19 protein-coding genes are annotated in these 18,429 nt (G+C 56.0%); 11 read left to right on the plus strand and 8 right to left on the minus strand.

Features of this window, described 5'->3' with window-relative positions; genetic code table 11:
* Positions 1 to 76: 76 nt before the first annotated feature.
* Entirely contained in the window at positions 77 to 1,573 is a 1,497-nt protein-coding gene (locus tag MY069_RS12275; RefSeq protein WP_482794075.1) for a CoA-acylating methylmalonate-semialdehyde dehydrogenase, read from the plus strand.
* Here MY069_RS12275 and MY069_RS12280 read toward each other — a convergent pair.
* Positions 1,554 to 2,465, minus strand: a complete 912-nt coding sequence (locus MY069_RS12280; protein WP_482794076.1) for a peptidylprolyl isomerase — start codon at positions 2,463 to 2,465, stop codon at positions 1,554 to 1,556. The two genes, MY069_RS12275 and MY069_RS12280, sit on opposite strands and share 20 nt — an antisense overlap.
* Positions 2,466 to 2,580: 115 nt before the next feature.
* Between MY069_RS12280 and MY069_RS12285 the strand changes: the two genes are divergently transcribed.
* Complete coding sequence (locus MY069_RS12285; protein WP_482794077.1) at positions 2,581 to 3,525, plus strand: AAA family ATPase; 945 nt, start codon at positions 2,581 to 2,583, stop codon at positions 3,523 to 3,525.
* Complete coding sequence (locus MY069_RS12290; protein WP_482794078.1) at positions 3,526 to 4,866, plus strand: vWA domain-containing protein; 1,341 nt, start codon at positions 3,526 to 3,528, stop codon at positions 4,864 to 4,866.
* Here MY069_RS12290 and hemW read toward each other — a convergent pair.
* Both hemW and rdgB read right to left on the minus strand, forming a co-directional pair.
* Complete coding sequence (hemW, locus tag MY069_RS12295; RefSeq protein WP_482794079.1) at positions 4,860 to 6,005, minus strand: radical SAM family heme chaperone HemW; 1,146 nt, start codon at positions 6,003 to 6,005, stop codon at positions 4,860 to 4,862. The two genes, MY069_RS12290 and hemW, sit on opposite strands and share 7 nt — an antisense overlap.
* Positions 6,005 to 6,604 carry an RdgB/HAM1 family non-canonical purine NTP pyrophosphatase gene (gene rdgB, locus MY069_RS12300; RefSeq protein ID WP_482794080.1) on the minus strand — a complete coding sequence of 200 codons (600 nt, stop codon included), beginning with the start codon at positions 6,602 to 6,604 and terminating at the stop codon, positions 6,005 to 6,007. Before rdgB ends, hemW begins: the two co-directional genes overlap by 1 nt.
* Positions 6,605 to 6,719: 115 nt before the next feature.
* Between rdgB and MY069_RS12305 the strand changes: the two genes are divergently transcribed.
* The gene (locus tag MY069_RS12305) at positions 6,720 to 7,250 is read left to right on the plus strand and encodes a DUF2975 domain-containing protein (RefSeq protein ID WP_482794081.1); all 531 of its coding nucleotides are present in this window, start codon (positions 6,720 to 6,722) and stop codon (positions 7,248 to 7,250) included.
* Between the two features lie 12 nt (positions 7,251 to 7,262).
* Positions 7,263 to 7,496, plus strand: a complete 234-nt coding sequence (locus tag MY069_RS12310) for a helix-turn-helix domain-containing protein (RefSeq protein WP_482794082.1) — start codon at positions 7,263 to 7,265, stop codon at positions 7,494 to 7,496.
* Here MY069_RS12310 and MY069_RS12315 read toward each other — a convergent pair.
* Positions 7,493 to 7,987 (minus strand): CinA family protein, encoded by a 495-nt coding sequence (locus tag MY069_RS12315; protein ID WP_482794083.1) that lies wholly within the window; start codon positions 7,985 to 7,987, stop codon positions 7,493 to 7,495. The two genes, MY069_RS12310 and MY069_RS12315, sit on opposite strands and share 4 nt — an antisense overlap.
* 3 nt (positions 7,988 to 7,990) lie before the next feature.
* Entirely contained in the window at positions 7,991 to 8,716 is a 726-nt protein-coding gene (gene rph / locus MY069_RS12320; protein WP_482794084.1) for a ribonuclease PH, read from the minus strand.
* A 110-nt stretch (positions 8,717 to 8,826) separates the two neighbouring features.
* Here rph and MY069_RS12325 point away from each other — a divergent pair, with 110 nt between their 5' ends.
* Entirely contained in the window at positions 8,827 to 9,450 is a 624-nt protein-coding gene (locus MY069_RS12325) for a 1-acyl-sn-glycerol-3-phosphate acyltransferase (RefSeq protein ID WP_482794085.1), read from the plus strand.
* A gap of 4 nt (positions 9,451 to 9,454) precedes the next feature.
* Here the strand turns inward: MY069_RS12325 and MY069_RS12330 are convergent, their stop codons facing one another.
* Complete coding sequence (locus MY069_RS12330) at positions 9,455 to 10,246, minus strand: winged helix-turn-helix domain-containing protein (protein ID WP_482794086.1); 792 nt, start codon at positions 10,244 to 10,246, stop codon at positions 9,455 to 9,457.
* A 129-nt stretch (positions 10,247 to 10,375) separates the two neighbouring features.
* On the opposite strand from MY069_RS12330, the gene MY069_RS12335 reads away from it, so the two are divergent.
* From MY069_RS12335 to MY069_RS12345, 3 genes are all read left to right on the plus strand, one after another.
* A complete protein-coding gene (locus MY069_RS12335; RefSeq protein WP_482794087.1) occupies positions 10,376 to 11,506 on the plus strand; it encodes a hypothetical protein in 1,131 nt (376 codons plus the stop codon).
* Positions 11,507 to 11,608: 102 nt separating this feature from the next.
* A complete protein-coding gene (gene hrcA, locus MY069_RS12340; protein WP_482794088.1) occupies positions 11,609 to 12,679 on the plus strand; it encodes a heat-inducible transcriptional repressor HrcA in 1,071 nt (356 codons plus the stop codon).
* 13 nt (positions 12,680 to 12,692) lie between these two features.
* Complete coding sequence (locus tag MY069_RS12345) at positions 12,693 to 13,352, plus strand: nucleotide exchange factor GrpE (protein ID WP_482794089.1); 660 nt, start codon at positions 12,693 to 12,695, stop codon at positions 13,350 to 13,352.
* Here MY069_RS12345 and MY069_RS12350 read toward each other — a convergent pair.
* Positions 13,349 to 14,266, minus strand: a complete 918-nt coding sequence (locus MY069_RS12350) for an SMP-30/gluconolactonase/LRE family protein (RefSeq protein WP_482794090.1) — start codon at positions 14,264 to 14,266, stop codon at positions 13,349 to 13,351. The genes MY069_RS12345 and MY069_RS12350 overlap by 4 nt on opposite strands.
* A 255-nt stretch (positions 14,267 to 14,521) precedes the next feature.
* On the opposite strand from MY069_RS12350, the gene dnaK reads away from it, so the two are divergent.
* Positions 14,522 to 16,435, plus strand: coding sequence for a molecular chaperone DnaK (gene dnaK, locus MY069_RS12355; protein ID WP_482794091.1), 1,914 nt, complete (start codon positions 14,522 to 14,524; stop codon positions 16,433 to 16,435).
* Between the two features lie 53 nt (positions 16,436 to 16,488).
* Here dnaK and MY069_RS12360 read toward each other — a convergent pair whose 3' ends face one another.
* Positions 16,489 to 17,670, minus strand: a complete 1,182-nt coding sequence (locus MY069_RS12360) for a PrnB family protein (RefSeq protein ID WP_482794092.1) — start codon at positions 17,668 to 17,670, stop codon at positions 16,489 to 16,491.
* A 91-nt stretch (positions 17,671 to 17,761) separates the two neighbouring features.
* Here MY069_RS12360 and MY069_RS12365 point away from each other — a divergent pair, with 91 nt between their 5' ends.
* Entirely contained in the window at positions 17,762 to 18,214 is a 453-nt protein-coding gene (locus MY069_RS12365) for an Lrp/AsnC family transcriptional regulator (protein ID WP_482794093.1), read from the plus strand.
* Positions 18,215 to 18,429 lie beyond the last annotated feature (215 nt).

Consider the following 18,429-nt stretch of genomic DNA (forward strand, 5'->3'; position numbering starts at 1 on the left):
TACTGACAAGGCTTGCTTTGGCGGGCCGAATGCGCGATCTCAACTGCTAAAATCAGACAGGTTTGGGAGAAGCGCGATGCGCGAAGTGAATCATTTCATCGGTGGTCAGCAAGTCGCTGGCACCTCAGGCCGATTTGGCGATATCTATAATCCGAACACCGGTGAGGTGCAGGCCCGCGTGGCGCTGGCGACGACGCAAGAAGTTGCAGACGCGGTTGGGAACGCCAAGGCTGCTCTGCCGGGCTGGGCCAACACCAATCCTCAGCGCCGCGCGCGGGTGATGTATGAGTTTAAACGCCTGCTCGAAGCCAATATGGATGAGCTGGCAGAGCTGCTCTCGTCTGAACATGGCAAAGTGGTTGCCGACAGTCGCGGCGACGTTCAGCGCGGCATTGATGTGGTCGAGTTTGCCTGCGGCATCCCGCATCTGCAAAAGGGCGAATATACCGAGGGCGCTGGCCCTGGCATTGATGTCTATTCCATGCGTCAGCCGCTCGGCGTTGTTGCTGGCATCACCCCGTTCAACTTCCCAGCCATGATCCCGTGTTGGATGTTTGCGGTGGCCATTGCCTGCGGCAATACGTTCATCCTGAAACCATCCGAGAAAGACCCGAGCGTGCCGCTGCGCCTCGTCGAGCTGTTCCGTGAGGCCGGGGCCCCGGACGGTGTGCTCAACATGGTCAATGGCGACAAGGAAAGCGTCGACGCGATCCTGACCCATCCGGACGTGAAAGCCGTGAGTTTTGTCGGCTCATCGGACATCGCGCAATATGTCTACTCAACAGGCACAGCGCACGGCAAACGCGTTCAGGCCATGGGCGGGGCCAAGAACCACGGCATCATCCTGCCCGACTGCAATATGGAACAGGCGGTCAAAGACATTGTCGGTGCGGCTTATGGCTCAGCTGGCGAACGCTGCATGGCGCTGCCAGTGGCCGTCACGGTCGGCCAGAAGACCGGCGACGAGTTTGTTGAGCGTATGCTGGACGCGGCCCGTGGCTTGAAAGTCGGGGTCTCGACAGATGCTGAAGCCCATTATGGCCCAGTCGTGTCTGCCGCCCACAAGGCCAAGGTCGAGGACTATATCCAGATGGGCGTCGATGAAGGCGCTGACCTGAAACTCGATGGCCGCGGCCACAAGCTGCAAGGCCACGAGAACGGCTATTTCATCGGCCCGTCTTTGTTCGACAATGTGAAGCCCGGCATGCGGTCCTATGAGGAAGAGATTTTCGGCCCGGTCCTACAAGTTGTGCGTGCGACAAGCCTGGAAGAAGCCGCCGCACTGCCGAGCAATCACCAATACGGCAATGGTGTCGCCATCTTTACTCAGAATGGTCGTGCCGCGCGCGAATTTGCAGCGCAAGTCAATGTCGGCATGGTTGGCGTGAACGTCCCGATCCCAGTCCCTGTCAGCTATCACACCTTTGGCGGCTGGAAACGCTCAGCCTTTGGCGACACCAATCAGCATGGCCCCGAGGGCGTCCGCTTCTGGACCAAGATTAAGACGGTCACATCGCGTTGGCCCGAAGGCGACATTGGCGACCAGGCCTTCATCATTCCGACGATGGGGTAGGCTCAGCGTCCGGTAATTTTCGAACCGGCACTTCAAAGCCGCAAATATCGAGCATTTCAGGCGGCTTGCGATAGAAAAAGTCTTCGTCGCGCACGCGCTTTTCAGTCTTTGCATCTTCAAAGGCTTGGGTAGGCATGGCTTGCACCTGATAGGCCGGGCGAATGGCCGGATCCATATCCGCGGCGACCGTCATAGACATAATCTCGTCGCCGACGTCTGGCGCTTGAATGACGCCGCTTTCGATCGCCCGCACACCTCGTTTCAGCTTTTGCACATATTGCATACCGTCGATGACGCGGCCGAACACGGTCAAATTTCGGTCAAGGTAACGCTGGGCGTCGAGCACGATATAGAATTCGGTGCTGCCGCTATCGGGATCATTATCGCGCGCCATGGCGAGTGCGCCAGGACAGTGTAAAAGCCATTCAGTGCCCAGCGTTTCGCTTCGCCCAACCGCGAACCCGTCAATATGCCCCACCATCGGCGCGAAGAGGTCGGCATTGCCGAGCGGCACGAAGGCGGCATCCGAAAGTGGCCGATCATTCTCGTTCTTAAGGGTCGGATACTGCTCGATGGTCTCTTCATCTTGCAATCCGCCTTGCGCAACGAAGGCTTCGATCACGCGATAAAACCGGATGCCATTATAGACATCATCCTGGACCAATTTGCGGAACTGAGCCGCATGATTGGGCGCAAAATCCGGATTCAACTCGACGACAATGTCGCCATACCCGGTTTCGATCAGGACCAAATTCTCCGGTGACACATCGCGCCAATTCGGCGCCAAGGCGGAGGCAATTTCGTCTTCTGTAAGTTCAATCTGTGCTGCGTCTTGCGCTTGGCACGCTGTGGCAAATGATAAGGCGAGGGCACCGAATATCAGGGATCGCATATGAAAGCTCCAAAACCGTTCTGTTGTGAGCCTAGCTTTCGCCACCTGCTTTGGCCAGAGCGCTTGCCTCAAGGTCATTCTTGCGGGCGTGGAACCGCCCCGTTACCAGAAGGCCATGACGAAAACGGGCTATGAAACTCTCACTTCGATTGACGCGATTACGGCGGGATTGGCTTCGGTTGGCTATATCTCGACGCGCGAAATCTCCACCGCGATTTATCTCGCGCACAATTTGCGGAAACCGATCCTGATCGAAGGCCCAGCGGGCGTCGGCAAGACCGATCTCGCCGCCTCTATGGCGCGCTTTCTCGATATCTCACTGAACCGCTTGCAATGCTATGAAGGCCTCGATGAGGGCAAAGCGCTGTATGAGTGGAAATATGGCAAACAGCTGCTCTACACGCAGCTATTGAAGGAAAAGCTCGGCGAAGTGATGGACGGCGCCGGCACGCTCAATGCCGCTTTCGATAAGCTGACCTCGTTTGAGGACCTCTTCTATTCCGAAACCTTCCTCGAGCCGCGCCCGCTTCTGACCGCGATGAAGCAAGACAAAGGCTCTGTCCTTCTGATCGATGAGATCGATAAGTCCGACGAAGAGTTCGAAGCCTATTTGCTGGAAGTCTTGTCTGACTATCAAGTCACCGTGCCGGAGATCGGCACCATTCGCGCGCAAGTGCCGCCTCTGGTGATCCTGACATCGAACAATATTCGTGAGCTAGGCGATGCCCTGAAGCGCCGCTGTTTGCACCTTCATATCGATTTCCCCGAAGCCGAGCGCGAGCAAGCGATTGTCCGCGCACGAGTGCCAGATGTGTCCGACGCTCTGCTCAAGCAGCTGGTGGACTTTGTGCAGGGCCTTCGCGATCTCGACATCCGCAAGCGCCCGTCAATCTCCGAAACCGTAGATTGGGCACGGACGCTCTTGCTCATGCACGCTACAGAATTGGACGAAGACATGGTCCGTTCGACCCTGAATGTGCTGCTGAAGCATGAAAGCGATATCCAGGCGGTTGATAAGGATGTTCGCACACTTGCCCGCGCCGCCGTTTCGGCCGGATAAATGGCAGAACAAGTCCTCACCGATTTTATCCGCGCGCTGCGATCAGCCGATGTGCGGGTCTCGACAGGTGAGGCGATTGATGCGGCCGAAGCGGTGAAACTGATCGGCTATGCGGACCGGCAGCGGCTCTTGGATACGCTGCGCTGTGTATTGGCGAAATCGCCGACCGAAAAGCTGGCGCATGACCGCTTGTTCGATCTCTATTTCTCGCGCCAACCGGTGCCGCAGAGCGAGCCACCATCCGAAGATGAGAATTCCGAAGCGAGTGATTCTGACGGGCCAGGTGACCTGCTCGATTTGCTGGAGAGCGGCGACGAGACCGCAATTGCCATGGCGATGGAGCGCGCGGGACAAGAGGCAGGCCTGCAAGACATCCGCTTCTCAACTCAAGTGTCCTACTTTGCCCAGCAAATGATGAAATCGCTCGGCGTCGAGCGGCTCGAAAGCGAGATGATGCAAGCCTTTCGGGAGCGGACCGAAGATGGCCAGGCCTATGCCGAAGAGCTGATTGAAGGCCGCAAGCAAATGTTCTCGCGAGCGCGCGAGCACGCCAAACAAGCATTTGAGACATATGGCGCTGGTGCCACGCTGGCATTTCGCGAAGATGTGCTGGCCGATACCGCGCTCACCGCCTTGGACGTCCGCGATCTTGGGCGCATGCAGGTGCTGGTTCAGAAGATCGCCAAACGCCTCGCGGTGAAACACTCCCGGCGGCGCCGGAAGAAAAATCGCGGGCAATTAGATGTCCGTAAAACGCTGCGGGTCAATGCCGGGTTTGATGGTGTGCCGTTTGATCTTGCCTGGAAACAGACCAAGCGTGATCGCGCAAAGATCGTTGCCGTCTGTGATGTCTCTGGCTCAGTGGCGCGGGTGGTGCGTTTCTTTCTGATGTTGCTTTACAGTTTGAATGAAGTGGTGCCGGATATTGAGTCCTTTGCCTTTTCCGGACGGCTAGAGGATGTCGGCGACACGCTTGAGACCGAAGACTTCGCGGCCGCCATGGATCAAATCATCAACTCAATTGGTATGAGTTCAACCGATTACGGTCAGTCGCTATCAGATCTCAAAATGAACCATTGGAACGTGCTCGACCGGCGTACGACCTTGATTGTTTTGGGGGATGGACGGTCAAATTATGGGGATCCTCGCCTGGACTTGTTCCGGGAAGCGGCGGCGCGCGTCAAGCGTGTCATTTGGCTGACGCCGGAGGGGGAAAGCCAATGGGGCAGCGGCGACAGCGAACTGCCGCGTTACCGGCCGCACTGTCATACGATGAAACAGGTGACCACGATAAAAGATCTCGAGCGCATTTTGGATGAAGCGCTGTCGCGGTATCAATAGGGCGCGAGAAGGCTGGTAATATAGTCTGCCATCAATCGTCCTGACGATGTGAGACGCAATCTGCCGCCGTGGTTCTGAGCGAGATTCCGCTCCCTTAGGTCGGCTACAATGTCGGAATCAATATCAACGCCAAACAGGTCTGCGAACCGCGCCAAATCGAGCCCGGAGGTTGGACGTAGCGCCATGGCGAGAAATTCTCGTGCGGTGTCGGTTGGGGAAAGTTCGGTCTGATTGGCTGCTTGCGAGTTGATATAGTCAGTGGGGCGACGTGCAGCTTCGGTCGCCAACCTCTGGCCGTTCACGGTCAGACGCCCATGTGCGCCTGGCCCAATACCAATCCAATCGCCGCTGGCCCAATAGATGTGATTATGTCGAGACTCATATTCAGGCGCACGGGCATGGTTGGAGACTTCATAAGCCGAGAGCCCCTGAGCATCGCAGATCTGTTGGGTCAGCTCATAAAGATCGGCTTGATCATCGTCTGACATTGGCACCAGATCACCGCGCGCAGCGCGCTTTCCAAATGCGGTTCGTTCTTCAATTGTCAGTTCGTACAAAGACAGATGTGGAGCGCCCAAAGCGAGGGTGTCGTTTAGTTCTTGTTGCCAATCCTCAGCGGTTTGTCCTGGGCGAGCATAGATTAGATCGACAGAATGATTGTCAAAACAAGCTTGTACACGGTCGACCGCAGCACGGCCGCTTTTGCTGTCATGATCCCGGCCAAGAAAAGCGAGCGCTTGATCATTGAGGCTCTGTAGTCCCAAAGATAAGCGACCCACCCCCGCCGCCGCCCAATCGGCTGGGTCTGCGTCTAAGACATCATTTGGATTGGCTTCGAGCGTAATTTCGGCATCGGCTTTTAGGCCGAAACTGGCATTTGCAGCCTCGAGCAGACGTTCGATTTGCGTCGCTGACAGTAAGGATGGTGTGCCGCCACCAAAGAACACCGAATCGAGCTGCGGATGGCCTGGCAAAACCGTGCGGTGCGCGTGAAGATCGGCGATCATCGCGTCCAGCAAGGGCTCTATGTCGCGGTCTTTCGCGGCATAAACGTTAAAATCACAATAGGGACAGATGCGCGTGCAAAAGGGCCAATGAATATAGAGTCCAAACCCGTATTTTCGCCCGACCGCAGTCATTAAAGCAGGGCCGCTTTCAATTTTTCAAACGCAACCGCGCGATGGCTCATCGCGTGTTTCTGAGCGGGCTCGAGCTGCGCAAACGTCACCTCATGTCCGACAGGAACAAAAACAGGGTCATAGCCGAATCCCATTTCGCCACGCGGCGGCCATGTCAGGGTTCCGTGCGCCTCACCTCGAAACGTTACTTCGTGTCCATCAGGCCAAGCGACAGCCAGGCAACTGACAAATTTTGCGCTGCGGTCTTGGGCGTCAATGGCTTGCAATTCGCGTTCGACTTTTTCCATGGCTTTGTAGAAATCGCGCGGTTCGCCGGCCCAGATCGCGGTATGCACGCCTGGCATGCCGCCAAGCGCGGTGACTTCCAGCCCGCTATCGTCGGAAAGCGCTGGCGCGCCCGTGGCTTGGGCGGCTGCGCGGGCTTTGATCAGCGCATTTCCTTCAAAAGTGAACTCAGTTTCATCGGGTTCGTCGAGATCCAGCTCGATCCCAGACACCACTTCAAAGCCCAAAGGTTCAAAAAGATCTTTTAGTTCAGACACTTTGCCTTTGTTGTGCGTAGCAGCGACCAAACGGCCCGGTTCGAGTTTGCGAGACATGCAATGTGGCTCCGATCTTGCTTTTTGAACGAATGACCTTATCGTTTAACGGTAAGTTTGTGACTTTGTGCTATGTGACAAACGTAGCAAAATGACAGAAGGATGACATAAACGCATGTCAGGTACGCGCAAGAATTCAATGGCGGCAGTTCTGTCAACCGTCGTAACCGTGATTTTCTGGCTCGCAATTGTTCTCGGCACGATTTTGTTTGTGATTCTCGGAATCGGCTTGTTGGGCAGTCTCAATGGCGGCGAACTCGACTTGCCATTGGTTGAAGCGCGCGCCGATGGCGTGCCGGCCGGGCGGATCGCGGCCGCGCTCGTGGGGCTTCTGGTGTTTGCGCCGGGTATTGCCTTTGTCTGTGCTCAGTTGCGGAAAATCCTATCGACTTTGGCTGATGGCGATCCATTCGTCCCTGAGAACGCGCCGCGCCTGACCCAAATCGCGATTGCGATCGGCTTGGTTGAGGTCATTCGAATGTCGTCGGTTCTGATCTTGGCGGCGACGGTGGATCTCGGCGAAGGTTATGATGCGAATATCAATATCAATTTGGCCGTTTGGGGCGCAGTGATCGTGCTTCTCATTCTGGCGCAAGTCTTCAAAGAGGGCACCCGCCTTCGCGAAGAAGAGAAAATGACAATTTAGGAGGGCCATGACGTGTCAATTCGTGTGACCCTTGATCGGGTGTTATTGGAAAAAAGAATGTCGCTGACCGAGCTTTCTGAGCGCGTCGGCGTCACCCTGGCCAACCTCTCCATCCTGAAAACCGGCAAAGCCAAGGCGGTGCGCTTCTCGACTTTAGAAGCGCTTTGCCGAGAACTCGATTGTCAGCCTGGCGACATTCTCGTGTTTGAGGATGGTCAATCGAATGAAGCGAGCGAAGCGGCTTAATCGAGCCCGTCTCGCAGCAACTCAAGTGCTGTCTCAGCAAATAAATACATGTTCTCGACCCGGTCCGTGATCCCTGTTTCGCGGGTTGTGCTGCGCTCGACCAATGCTTCAGGCGGGCCGCCAAAAATCGCCGCGCAAACATGACCGGCCTCATCGCCATAGCCATTGCCGGAAGGCCCAGCCGCGCCAGTCTCACAAAGCCCCCAAGAGGTACGCAGACGCGCTCTAATCGTCGTCGCCATGAGCCGGGCATAGGGTTCTGTCGCTGAGCGCATACCGCTTATATCGTCTTTGCTGAGGCCCATCAGACCGCGAAACGCATTTGGCGTGTAGATCACCCCAGCTCCGCGATAGAAACGCGATGCACCTGGCACGGCGAGCAAAGCGGCTGAAATCAAACCGCCCGATGAGGATTCCGAAATCCCAATCGTCTCACCGCGGGCCAATAAGCGAGCACCGACTGTTTCGGCCAGCGGGATCAGGCGTTCCATGACTTATCCGATCGCCGCTTTTTGCGCCGCGAATAGCTCGTTGCAGCCTTTCTCAGCCAGCGCCATCATCGTGTCGACTTCGGTGCGGGTCATGGGGCGTTCTTCGCCCGTGCCTTGCAGTTCGATGATCCCGCCATCAGAGCTCATGACCACATTCATGTCCGCTTGGCCCGCACTGTCTTCAGGATAATCGAGATCGAGCACGGGCACATCTTTGTAAACGCCCACGGAAATCGCCGCCGCTTGTTTCAAGATCGGGTCGCGCGTGATCACGCCTTCGGTTTTCAAATAGCGACAGGCGAGCGCAAGCGCGACAAAGCCGCCGGTAATTGAGGCGGTGCGGGTGCCGCCATCGGCTTGGATTACATCGCAATCGATCGTGATTTGGTTTTCGCCGAGCGCTTCAAGATCGACGACAGAGCGTAATGAGCGGCCAATCAAGCGCTGAATTTCCTGGGTCCGGCCAGACTGTTTGCCTGCCGCCGCTTCTCGTCGTCCGCGTGTGTGGGTCGCGCGCGGCAGCATGCCATACTCGCCAGTGACCCAGCCAGTGCCGGTGCCGCGCATCCAGCCAGGAACTTTATCCGTCCAGCTGGCAGTGCAGAGCACGTGTGTGTGCCCAAATTTGGCCAGACAGGAGCCCTCTGCATAGCGAGTAACGCCGGTCTCGAGGCTGATCTCGCGGAGTTGGTCGGCGGAGCGTCCGGAAGGGCGAACGAAGTCTGTCATTTGATATGTCTTTCATAGCTTAAGCTGCTCGCCGCAAATTGCGGGTTTTGGGTCTTCTGTCTGGGCTGAGAATATATCGGGTGAGGACGTTGCCGTTGGACATTGCAGAGATGAAGGCCAGAGCCGCGAGCTCAAAGCGTCCGCCGCGCAGTTTTGCCTATGAGGTCGCCCGCGTGTTTTTCTATGGCCTGTATCGGTTGATGGGATGGCGCGTCCTGGGCGAGGCGCCCCCGGACAAAAAAATGGTCATTATCGCTGCCCCACACGAGACCAATTGGGATTTGACGCAGATGCTCGGCATCGCGTTTTACTATCGAATTCCGGTGCGTTGGATGGGTAAGAAAAGCCTCGGCGAGGGGACGTTCGGTTGGCTGATGCGTTGGTGGGGCCTGTTGCCGGTGGATCGTAGCGGCTCGACCCGACTGGTCGATCAAGTCGTTGAGGCCTACAATGCAGTAGATGAAATGTGCCTGGTCATCGCTCCGGAAGGCACACGGAAAGATGTCAAAGCTTGGAAGACTGGCTTTTATAATATCGCTCTCGCGGCAGAAGTGCCGGTCGGGCTCGGTTTTATCGATTATGAGAATAAATTTGGCGGCCTAGACGGAACGCTTGTGCCTTGTGGCGACTATACGGCCGACATGGAAACGGTCGCAAAATTCTATGCTGCCCGTGTGTCGCGCTTCAATCATCCGCTAACGGGTGAGAGTCTGGTAGGTGTTGAAGGCGAATAGCCGGCTACTCAGTTGGCGCAGCGGGCTCGGTCGTTTCTGCGAATGCGGTCATCTCTTCGCGGACCTGTCGCGGTAATAGCGTCTCGGGGCCGCTTGCCATGCCGGACCACAGGATCTCACCCGTTTCCGTCGACTCGGCAAAAATCGACATGGACGGGTGACCATCCCACAAGATGAGCTTGCTGTTGATAACGATATCGGGATTTGCATCCGCTGAGACTTTGAAATGATCGAATTTACTAAGCTCAACCGATAGCAATTCAGTTACCGATCGTGACAGCGGTAGATATTCGTCATTGCCGGTTTCATTGGTGGTCGCGCTCACCATGATTGAGGTGCGATCCGGCGGGGTAGATGAAACCGATTGGACCAAGAACAAGCCTAGCAACAAAGTCCCGATCGCGATCGCCGCAAGTCCGAACCAAGTTTTCGAAATGCTGTGGGGCCGGGTTGGATTATCGCTCGCAGGCATTTGCGGGCGGTTGGGCAAGGTGACGTCTGCGATCAAACGATATCCGCGCTTGGGAAGTGTTTCGAGAATCCGGGGGGCTTTTGGATCATCGTTTAGGGCGCGCCTCAAATCGGAAATCACCACGGCAACACTATTAGGACTGACCGTCCGACCTTCCCAGACATGATCCAGAATCGCTGATTGGGACACCACCTGTCCGGGTTGCTGCACCAAGAGTTCGAGCAAAGCTGCGGTGCGGTTTTCCAAGCGCCGGGTTTCTTCTCCATTGTCCAGCGTGCCTGTGTCCGGCGCAAAAGCCCAAGTGTCGATTTTAATGAGAGACATGCGGTTTATCCCGAGCTGACGGCTGATGGTCTGCGCGATGTTTGGCAGCCTGTAGCTTCTTCAGCTTTTCTTTAATTGCCTTATTTGCTCACCCGGAACACCACGAAGGTCAAGATAGGAGACTTTCACGTGGCATCGAAAATACTGAGAAAAATGATCACATCGACAGCGATAATGGCACTGGCGAGCGTCACCGCTGCTGCGGATGAGTTTGTCTTGGATGGCCAGACATGGTCCGCTGACCAAGGCGAGAATAGTGCCGCCAAGATCGAATCATATCTTGGGCGTGACGCCCTGTTTTTGAGTCGCAACGTGGCCGTGCTGGAGGGTGCTGAGTATGGCGATATGGTCATAGAATACGATTATGCCTCGACGCATCCTTCTGGATTCATCGGCATAAATTTCCGGGCCGATTCCGAAACTGCCAATCTCGAACAATTCTACACCCGTCCGCACCAGTCCGGACAACCGGACGCGACGCAATATATGGTGTTGACGAATGGCGCCGCGACTTGGCAGCTCCATGCCGGGCCGAATGAGGCGGTGGCGACAGAGTTGCCGCCACAGACTTGGATTAAAGTGCGGATTGTCGCGATCGGGGACCAGGCAGACATTTTTGTCGGCGACATGTCCACGCCATTGATCCACGTCCCCGATTTGCGCAGCGTGAGTGCCTCCGGAAAAGTGGCGCTCTACGCGTCTGATCGACCCTGGATGCAGGAGACTGGCGCCTATTTCTCGAACATCACTGTTCGCGACGCGACTGCAAGTGACCAAATTATCGGGAAACCGGCAGAAACAGACCCGTTGCCAGACGGGCTCCTTAAATCGTTCGACGTCTCGGCTCCTTTTGCTGAGTCGGAGATCAGCGAGGCATACCAATTGCCAGTGCTCGACGTGATGGACACGCCTTGGACATCCCTGGCGGTTGAGAATGATGGTGTGGCCAATATTGCCCGGACGACACCGATCAAGGACGGAAAGAACACCGCCCTGCTGCGGTTCACCGTGTCCGCAGATGAAGCTAGCACACGCATGCTATCATTTGGGTATTCCGATCGCGTGAGACTGTTCGTGAATGGCGACCTGGTTTATTCGGGCAATGCAATGTGGCGCGCCCGCGATCATCGTTTTCTCGGTACAATTGCCTTGGTCGATCAGATCGCACTCCATCTTGAGCCGGGCGAAACAGAAATCGTCGCTGCCGTCTCAGAATCGTTCGGCGGGTGGGGCTTTAAAGCGGCGCTCTCAGAAGAATAGACCGCTGACCTGCGATCGGTTTCAGCGCATTGACCAAAAGTCTGTGCGCTGAAGCCTCATTCCCAGATTGAATCCCCCGTCTTCGCGCACTATTCAATCTAAATGAGCTCAGACACATCGATCATGCAGGCGTTGAACCAACGCTCGCGTGATATCTTCAAGCAAATTGTCGAGACCTATCTCGAAACTGGCGAACCGGTCGGGTCGCGAACATTGTCGAAAGCTGGGATCGAGCTTTCAGCAGCGTCGATCCGCAACGTTATGTCGGATCTAACCGACCTTGGCTTGCTGGATGCGCCGCATGTCTCAGCCGGGCGGATGCCGACGCATGCAGGCTTGCGACTATTCGTTGATGGCTTCCTAGAAATGGGCGATCCGGGCCAAGCCGACCGCGCTGCAATTGAAGGTCGCCTCAGTGGGGCGGGCCGCGATTTAAGCGGGGTGTTGAAAGAAGCCTCGTCGCTTCTGTCTGGCCTTGCAGGCGGGGCAGGGCTGGTCTCTTCACCCACTCAAGACGCGGCGGTTCGACATGTTGAGTTCGTCCCGCTCTCGACCGGCGAGGCCTTGTGTGTGCTGGTTAAAGAGCAAGGCGATGTCGAAAACCGTTTGGTCAAAATCCCGCCTGGTCTACCGCAAACCGTATTGATCGAAGCGGGGAATTATCTGGCGGCGCGGATGAAGGGGCGGACCCTACATGAAGCCGCCGCTGATGTGCGGACAGAAATTGCCAATCGCCAAGCGCAACTTGATGCGGCGGCAACGGATTTGGTGCAGCGGGGACTCGCCGAATGGAGCGGCGCCGCACCTGGAGAAGAGCGCCGGTTGATCATTCAGGGCCGCGCTAACCTGCTCGATGATACAGCCGCAGCCGAAGATATGGAACGGGTGCGCCAGCTCTTTGACGCCTTGGAGCGCCAACAAGGCTTGCTGGAAGTGCTCGATTCCACAAGAGATGCAGACGGGGTGCGGCTCTTTATTGGCTCGGAAAACAGTCTTTTTCCGCTTTCGGGTTCAAGCGTGATTGTGGCTCCCTATATGAACGCCGAACGTCAAGTTATTGGCGCCCTCGGCGTGATCGGGCCAACCCGGCTCAACTATGCGCGGGTGATTCCAATGGTTGACTATACAGCACGGATGGTTGGAGAGGTGCTCGGCAAGCACCGCCAAGAATGAGTGAATTGAAGCGATGAGTGACGAAACAGTCAAAGACGACGCCCCAGAATTGGGCCCAGACGCCAGCAAAGCGGATCTGAAAGCTGCCGCGGACGATATCTTAAAAGCGGCCAAAGCGAACGCACCTGCCGCGGATGAAGCGGTCGAAGAAGACGAGGTCGCGGAGATCGAAGAGCCAATTGAGCTGACTCCAGAACAGCAACTGCTCGCGCTCGAAGTCGAGAAGCAAGAGCTGCGCGATCAAATGCTGCGCGCCATGGCTGAGATGGAAAATCTGCGCAAACGTTCCGAGCGCGAGAAATCTGATGCCCGGGTCTATGCGATTGAGAAATTTGCCCGCGACCTGCTCAGCGTTTCAGACAATATGGCCCGGGCCCTTGAAGCGCTGCCGGAGAGCGAGCGAGACGCTCTGACTGAAGGCGGCAAAGGTCTGCTCGGCGGCATTGAGATGACGCAAAAAGAACTGCACACGGTCCTCACGCGCCATGGCGTCACCGCGATTGAGGTCGAGCCAGGCGCGGCGTTTGATCCAAACCTGCACCAGGCGGTCGCGAACATTCCATCTGAACACCCGAACGGCACGATCGCGAGCCTGTTCCAAGCAGGCTGGAAGATCGGCGATCGGACCTTGCGTGCCGCGATGGTCGCGGTGAGTGCGGGACAGACGAACTAGTTCGTTTTTAGCCGCCACGCTGTAACTGTTCCAGGCTGCCAATTAGGCACGATGATCATATCGCCAACACGGGTCAGGTCATTTTGGTAGGTCGGGATCTCTTCGGTGTTGTGGAGCTCGACAGTCTCGCCTTCGGGTGTCACATGCCAAATTTGGCCGGGCCAGCTTGAGACGAGATAGCCGCCAGTATCTAAAACCGCGATGCCGTCAGCATTCTCCATTCCGGTGGCGAGCTCAGTTAGGTCTCGAGCGCCGCGGGTCTCCAACAAGCTGCCTGAATCCATGGTTGCGATTAGCAATCGCTCGCCATCCGCGGTGAGCCCGTTGACGCCGCCCAGACGGTCATCTGCGAGCCATTCTTTGTAGCCGTTGACGTCGATCTGAAAGATCCGCGCCGACCCGGAATCACTCAAATAGACGCCGTTTTGCCAGACCGTGATATCGTTGAGAAACCCAGCGCCGTCGACTGGATAAGTATTCTCAATCTGCGCCGTCGCGATATCGATGACGTGATAGGCGTCATAATCAGACACGAAAAGCTTGCCGTCTCGAACGGCCATGCCTTTTGGCGCGTTCAGACCAGAGATCCATTTTTCGTCCAGGATTTCGCCTTGCAGCGACAGACGACTGATCCAGCCTTCGCCATCTTTCGCGCCGCCTTCGCCTGCGACATTGGAAATGTACAATATGTCACCTTCAACGGCCACGCCCTCGGGCGCTGAGAAGCCGCTCGTGACCCAGAGCTGTTCAAGGTCTGGACGATCGCTGCTGGCCGTCGCTTCAGGTGTTTCTGTTGAGGCTTCAACCCCGTCAGGCTGAGTGTCTGCGGCCGGCGTGTCGTCGTTGGTAGCGTCATATGTGGCTGGCGAACAAGCTGCGAGCGCGAGAATATATAGCGTGGCAAGGAAGCGCATAGACTGTCTCCATGGGTTATGTGACAGGTGTAGCGTAAGAAATGAGGGTTTGCCCACTAAATTCTTCGTCAAGTCTAACTCCATTCCACCCCTTGAACATGTCCTGACGTTTCCCACATGCGGGGGGAACGGAGGCGACCGGACTGAAACACCGTCTTCACCTTCGGACATCTTTGTGTATAGAGCCGCAGGTTGCTGGTGCTGCATAGCAGGCCGATTCGAGGCAAATGGCGGCGGCTAAGGAGAGAAAGAAATATGGGTAAGATTATTGGAATCGACCTCGGCACGACCAATAGCTGCGTCGCTGTCATGGATGGCGGAGACGCCAAAGTTATCGAAAATTCAGAAGGCGCACGCACGACACCGTCTGTGGTGGCCTTTACCGAAGGCGGCGAACGCCTGATCGGGATGCCGGCGCGCCGTCAGGCTGTGACGAACCCCGACTTTACGTTCTACGCGATTAAGCGCTTGATCGGTCGTACTTTTGATGACCCGACCGCGCAAAAAGACAAAGAGTTGAGCCCGTTTGAAATCGTCAAAGGTCCAAATGGCGATGCTTGGGTCAAAGGCCGTGACAAAGATTACGCGCCGCAAGAAGTTTCTGCGTTCATCCTGACCAAGATGAAAGAAACCGCTGAAGCCTATCTCGGCAGCGAAGTCACCCAAGCGGTGATCACGGTTCCAGCTTACTTTAACGACGCACAGCGCCAGGCGACAAAAGACGCCGGTAAGATTGCTGGTCTTGAAGTGCTCCGCATCATCAACGAGCCAACCGCTGCGGCGCTGGCTTATGGTCTTGATAAAGACACCAATAAAATCATCGCGGTTTATGACCTTGGCGGTGGTACATTTGATGTCTCATTGCTTGAGATCGGTGATGGCGTATTTGAAGTGCTCTCCACCAATGGTGACACCTTCCTTGGCGGTGAAGACTTTGACCTCCGCATCGTCGACTTCCTAGCCGACGAGTTCAAAAAAGAGCAGGGCATTGATCTGAAAGCCGACAAGCTCGCGCTTCAGCGCCTGAAAGAAGAAGCCGAGAAAGCCAAGAAAGAGCTCTCTTCCGCCTCGTCTTATGAAGTCAACTTGCCGTTCATTACAGCGGATGCGACAGGCCCGAAACACCTCAACATCAAGCTGTCCCGCGCGAAGCTGGAAAGCCTGGTCAGTGACCTGATCAAACGCACCATTGATCCGTGTAAGAAGGCGCTTGCGGATGCCGGTAAGAACCCTTCGGACATTGATGACGTTGTTCTGGTTGGCGGTATGACTCGGATGCCTGCGGTCCAGGAAGCGGTGAAAGGCTTCTTCGGCAAAGACCCGCACAAAGGTGTGAACCCAGACGAAGTTGTGGCGCTCGGCGCGGCGATCCAAGGCGGTGTTTTGCAGGGCGACGTGAAAGACGTAGTTCTGCTCGACGTGACGCCTCTATCGCTTGGCATTGAGACATTGGGCGGCGTGTTCACACGTCTGATCGATCGCAACACGACGATCCCGACTAAGAAGTCTCAGACCTTCTCAACCGCTGAAGACAATCAGCCAGCCGTGACCATTCGCGTCTTCCAAGGCGAGCGTGAAATGGCGGCGGACAACAAAAATCTCGGCCAGTTCAATCTGGAAGATATCCCGCCAGCCCCGCGCGGCGTACCGCAAATCGAGGTCACGTTCGACATTGATGCCAACGGTATCGTCTCTGTCGGCGCCAAAGACAAAGCGACCGGCAAAGAGCAGCAAATCACCATCCAAGCCGATGGCGGCCTCAACGACGCCGATATCGATGCGATGATGAAAGATGCTGAAGCGAACGCTGAAGAAGATAAGAAGCGCCGCGACTTGGTCGAAGCCAAGAACAATGCGGAAAGCCTTGCGCATCAGACTGAGAAGCAGCTCGAAGAGCATGGCGACAAAGTCGGCGATGATGTGAAGAAAGAAATCGAAGACGCTGCGGCGGCTCTGAAAACAGCTGCAGAGGGCGACGACGCAGCGGACATTCAAGAGAAGCACCAAGCGCTGATGAATGCGGCGATGAAGCTCGGCGAGGCCATTTATGGCGCCCAGCAAGAAGAAGCCGCGAGCGCCGATGCAGCTTCTGATGCTGCCGCCGACGGCGAAGACGTAGTCGACGCGGACTTCGAAGAAGTCGACGATGAGAACCGTCAGAGCGCCTAAGCGTTCCTAAAACAGAATTGAAAAAGCCCCGCTATTATGGCGGGGCTTTTTTATTAAGCAGCGTTCGCAGCGTTTGAGATGAGGCGCGCCGATGTTTCGTCGCGATGCTTCTTCAAATAGCGCATGAAGGGCGTACCGCCGGTGCCGACTTCTGTGTCGTTTCCTGACGCGCCGCGCTGCTGTTTGTTGATATAGCTGGCAGCATATTCGAGATGGCGCGTGCGGAAGTCCGCCATGGCTTGGATGATCGTGTTGTACGCTTCTGTTAGCGCGCGATCTTTGGCTTGTTCCACAAAGGCCCGGACGCCGCTTGCCGCGCGCGTGTCATCAATGAAACGGCGGTGCGCTGGCGGCCGATAGATGTGCAATTGGTCTAGGAATTCACGCAGAGGGTCGGCTGCATGCCCAACGCCTAAAAGCGCATCCATGGCCGGCACGATCGAGGATTGCGATCCTGTTTGCCCGCGAAACGCTTGCGCTTTTGAGCCATATTTTTCGACCCCTTCATAAATGATCCCATCCGGCAGAGCGGGATTATCTTTCCAGCCATGGATGTAAGGACGCACCCGCTCAAAATAGATATAAGGGTCACACCGCTCTGGCATCCGATCAAACAGGCGGTTGATGTCTTTCCATGCCTCACCGATCTGCTGAAGAAGCGCTCGCGTCTTCGCGACATCGCCTGCGCGGCTGGCTTTAATCGTCGGTCCGAACGCGGCGAGGGCCCGACCGGCAGCGGCCTCAATCGCCACGTGAACCAACACGAACCAATTCTCATCCTGACCGTTCAAGAAATTCTGGACCATATCGACATTGTCGAGATCCACTGGCCCGTCAGGGTCGATCAAACTCCAATTGTCGAGGACATAGCCAGAATAGGAGAGCAGCGGCTGCTGGCCGAGGTGATCAGCGAGCGCGACCATCGGTTTCGCTAGATTTTCCGGTAATGTGTCAGGCGCCGCAGGCTCGCCCCAAACGAACGCTTGGACCATGAAGGAATAATGCACCATACACATGCGCGCTTCAGCGTCGCTAAGCTGATCTAAGGGCAGCTCGATCAGGGGAAGGCGCTCTGCCAACAATTCCCGCACCCGACCGGTCGGAAGCAGCTGGGGCAGGGACATGGCGACACGCTCAATCACCGCCAAGTCATCGGGCAGCCTAATGTCCTGGGTATTATGGCGGCATAAGAATCCGCGTTCAGCGGACATGTCATAGTCGTTTAAGTTCAGCATATCGCACTCCTAAGAATTTTTTGCAATAATACGGTGGATTGCACACAATTTCTCACTTAAATGGTGCTAATCTGAGTGGTGAGAGCAATAAATGACGGAAATAGATCGAATAAGCTCAAGAATATTGTTTGAACTCGAATCGGATGGGCGGGTCAGCAATACCGAACTGGCGAAACGCGTTGGATTGTCGCCTTCGGCCTGTCTGCGACGGGTTCAGGAGCTGGAGCGGAATGGCTGGATCAAAGGCTATCGCGCCGTGCTGGACCGGACGCGGATGGGGGCCGGGCTAACCGTCTTTGTTATGGTTGGCTTGTCCGCTCATCTCTCCAAGGATGCCCGCGAATTTGAACGTGCGATGGAGGCGTCACCTCAAGTGAGAGAATGCCACAACATCACGGGAGCGGTTGAATATCTATTGCGCGTCGAAGTGGCAGACTTACCAGCTTACAAAGACTTTCACGCCAATGTCTTGGGCGTCCTTCCGCAAGTCCGATCAATCACATCGCATATTAGTCTTGGCTCCCCCAAGGATAAGCGGGCGTAGACGGGAAGAGATTAGCCATCCGAAGTGCGACTAAGTCCAATGCCCATCGCTCTTTCGATAAGCACTTTTATTGACACAGTTTCGCGCAATTGAGGTTCAAGCCTATCCAAAGTTCGCGCACGTCGCGACAAATCTATAAATTTCAATGACTTGCCACTGGTGTACGCTTGATCTTTCTTGGCGCCAGGCATAGTGTCTACTTCATGGGTGAGATT

This window comes from Hyphomonas sp. ske169, from assembly GCF_056850855.1.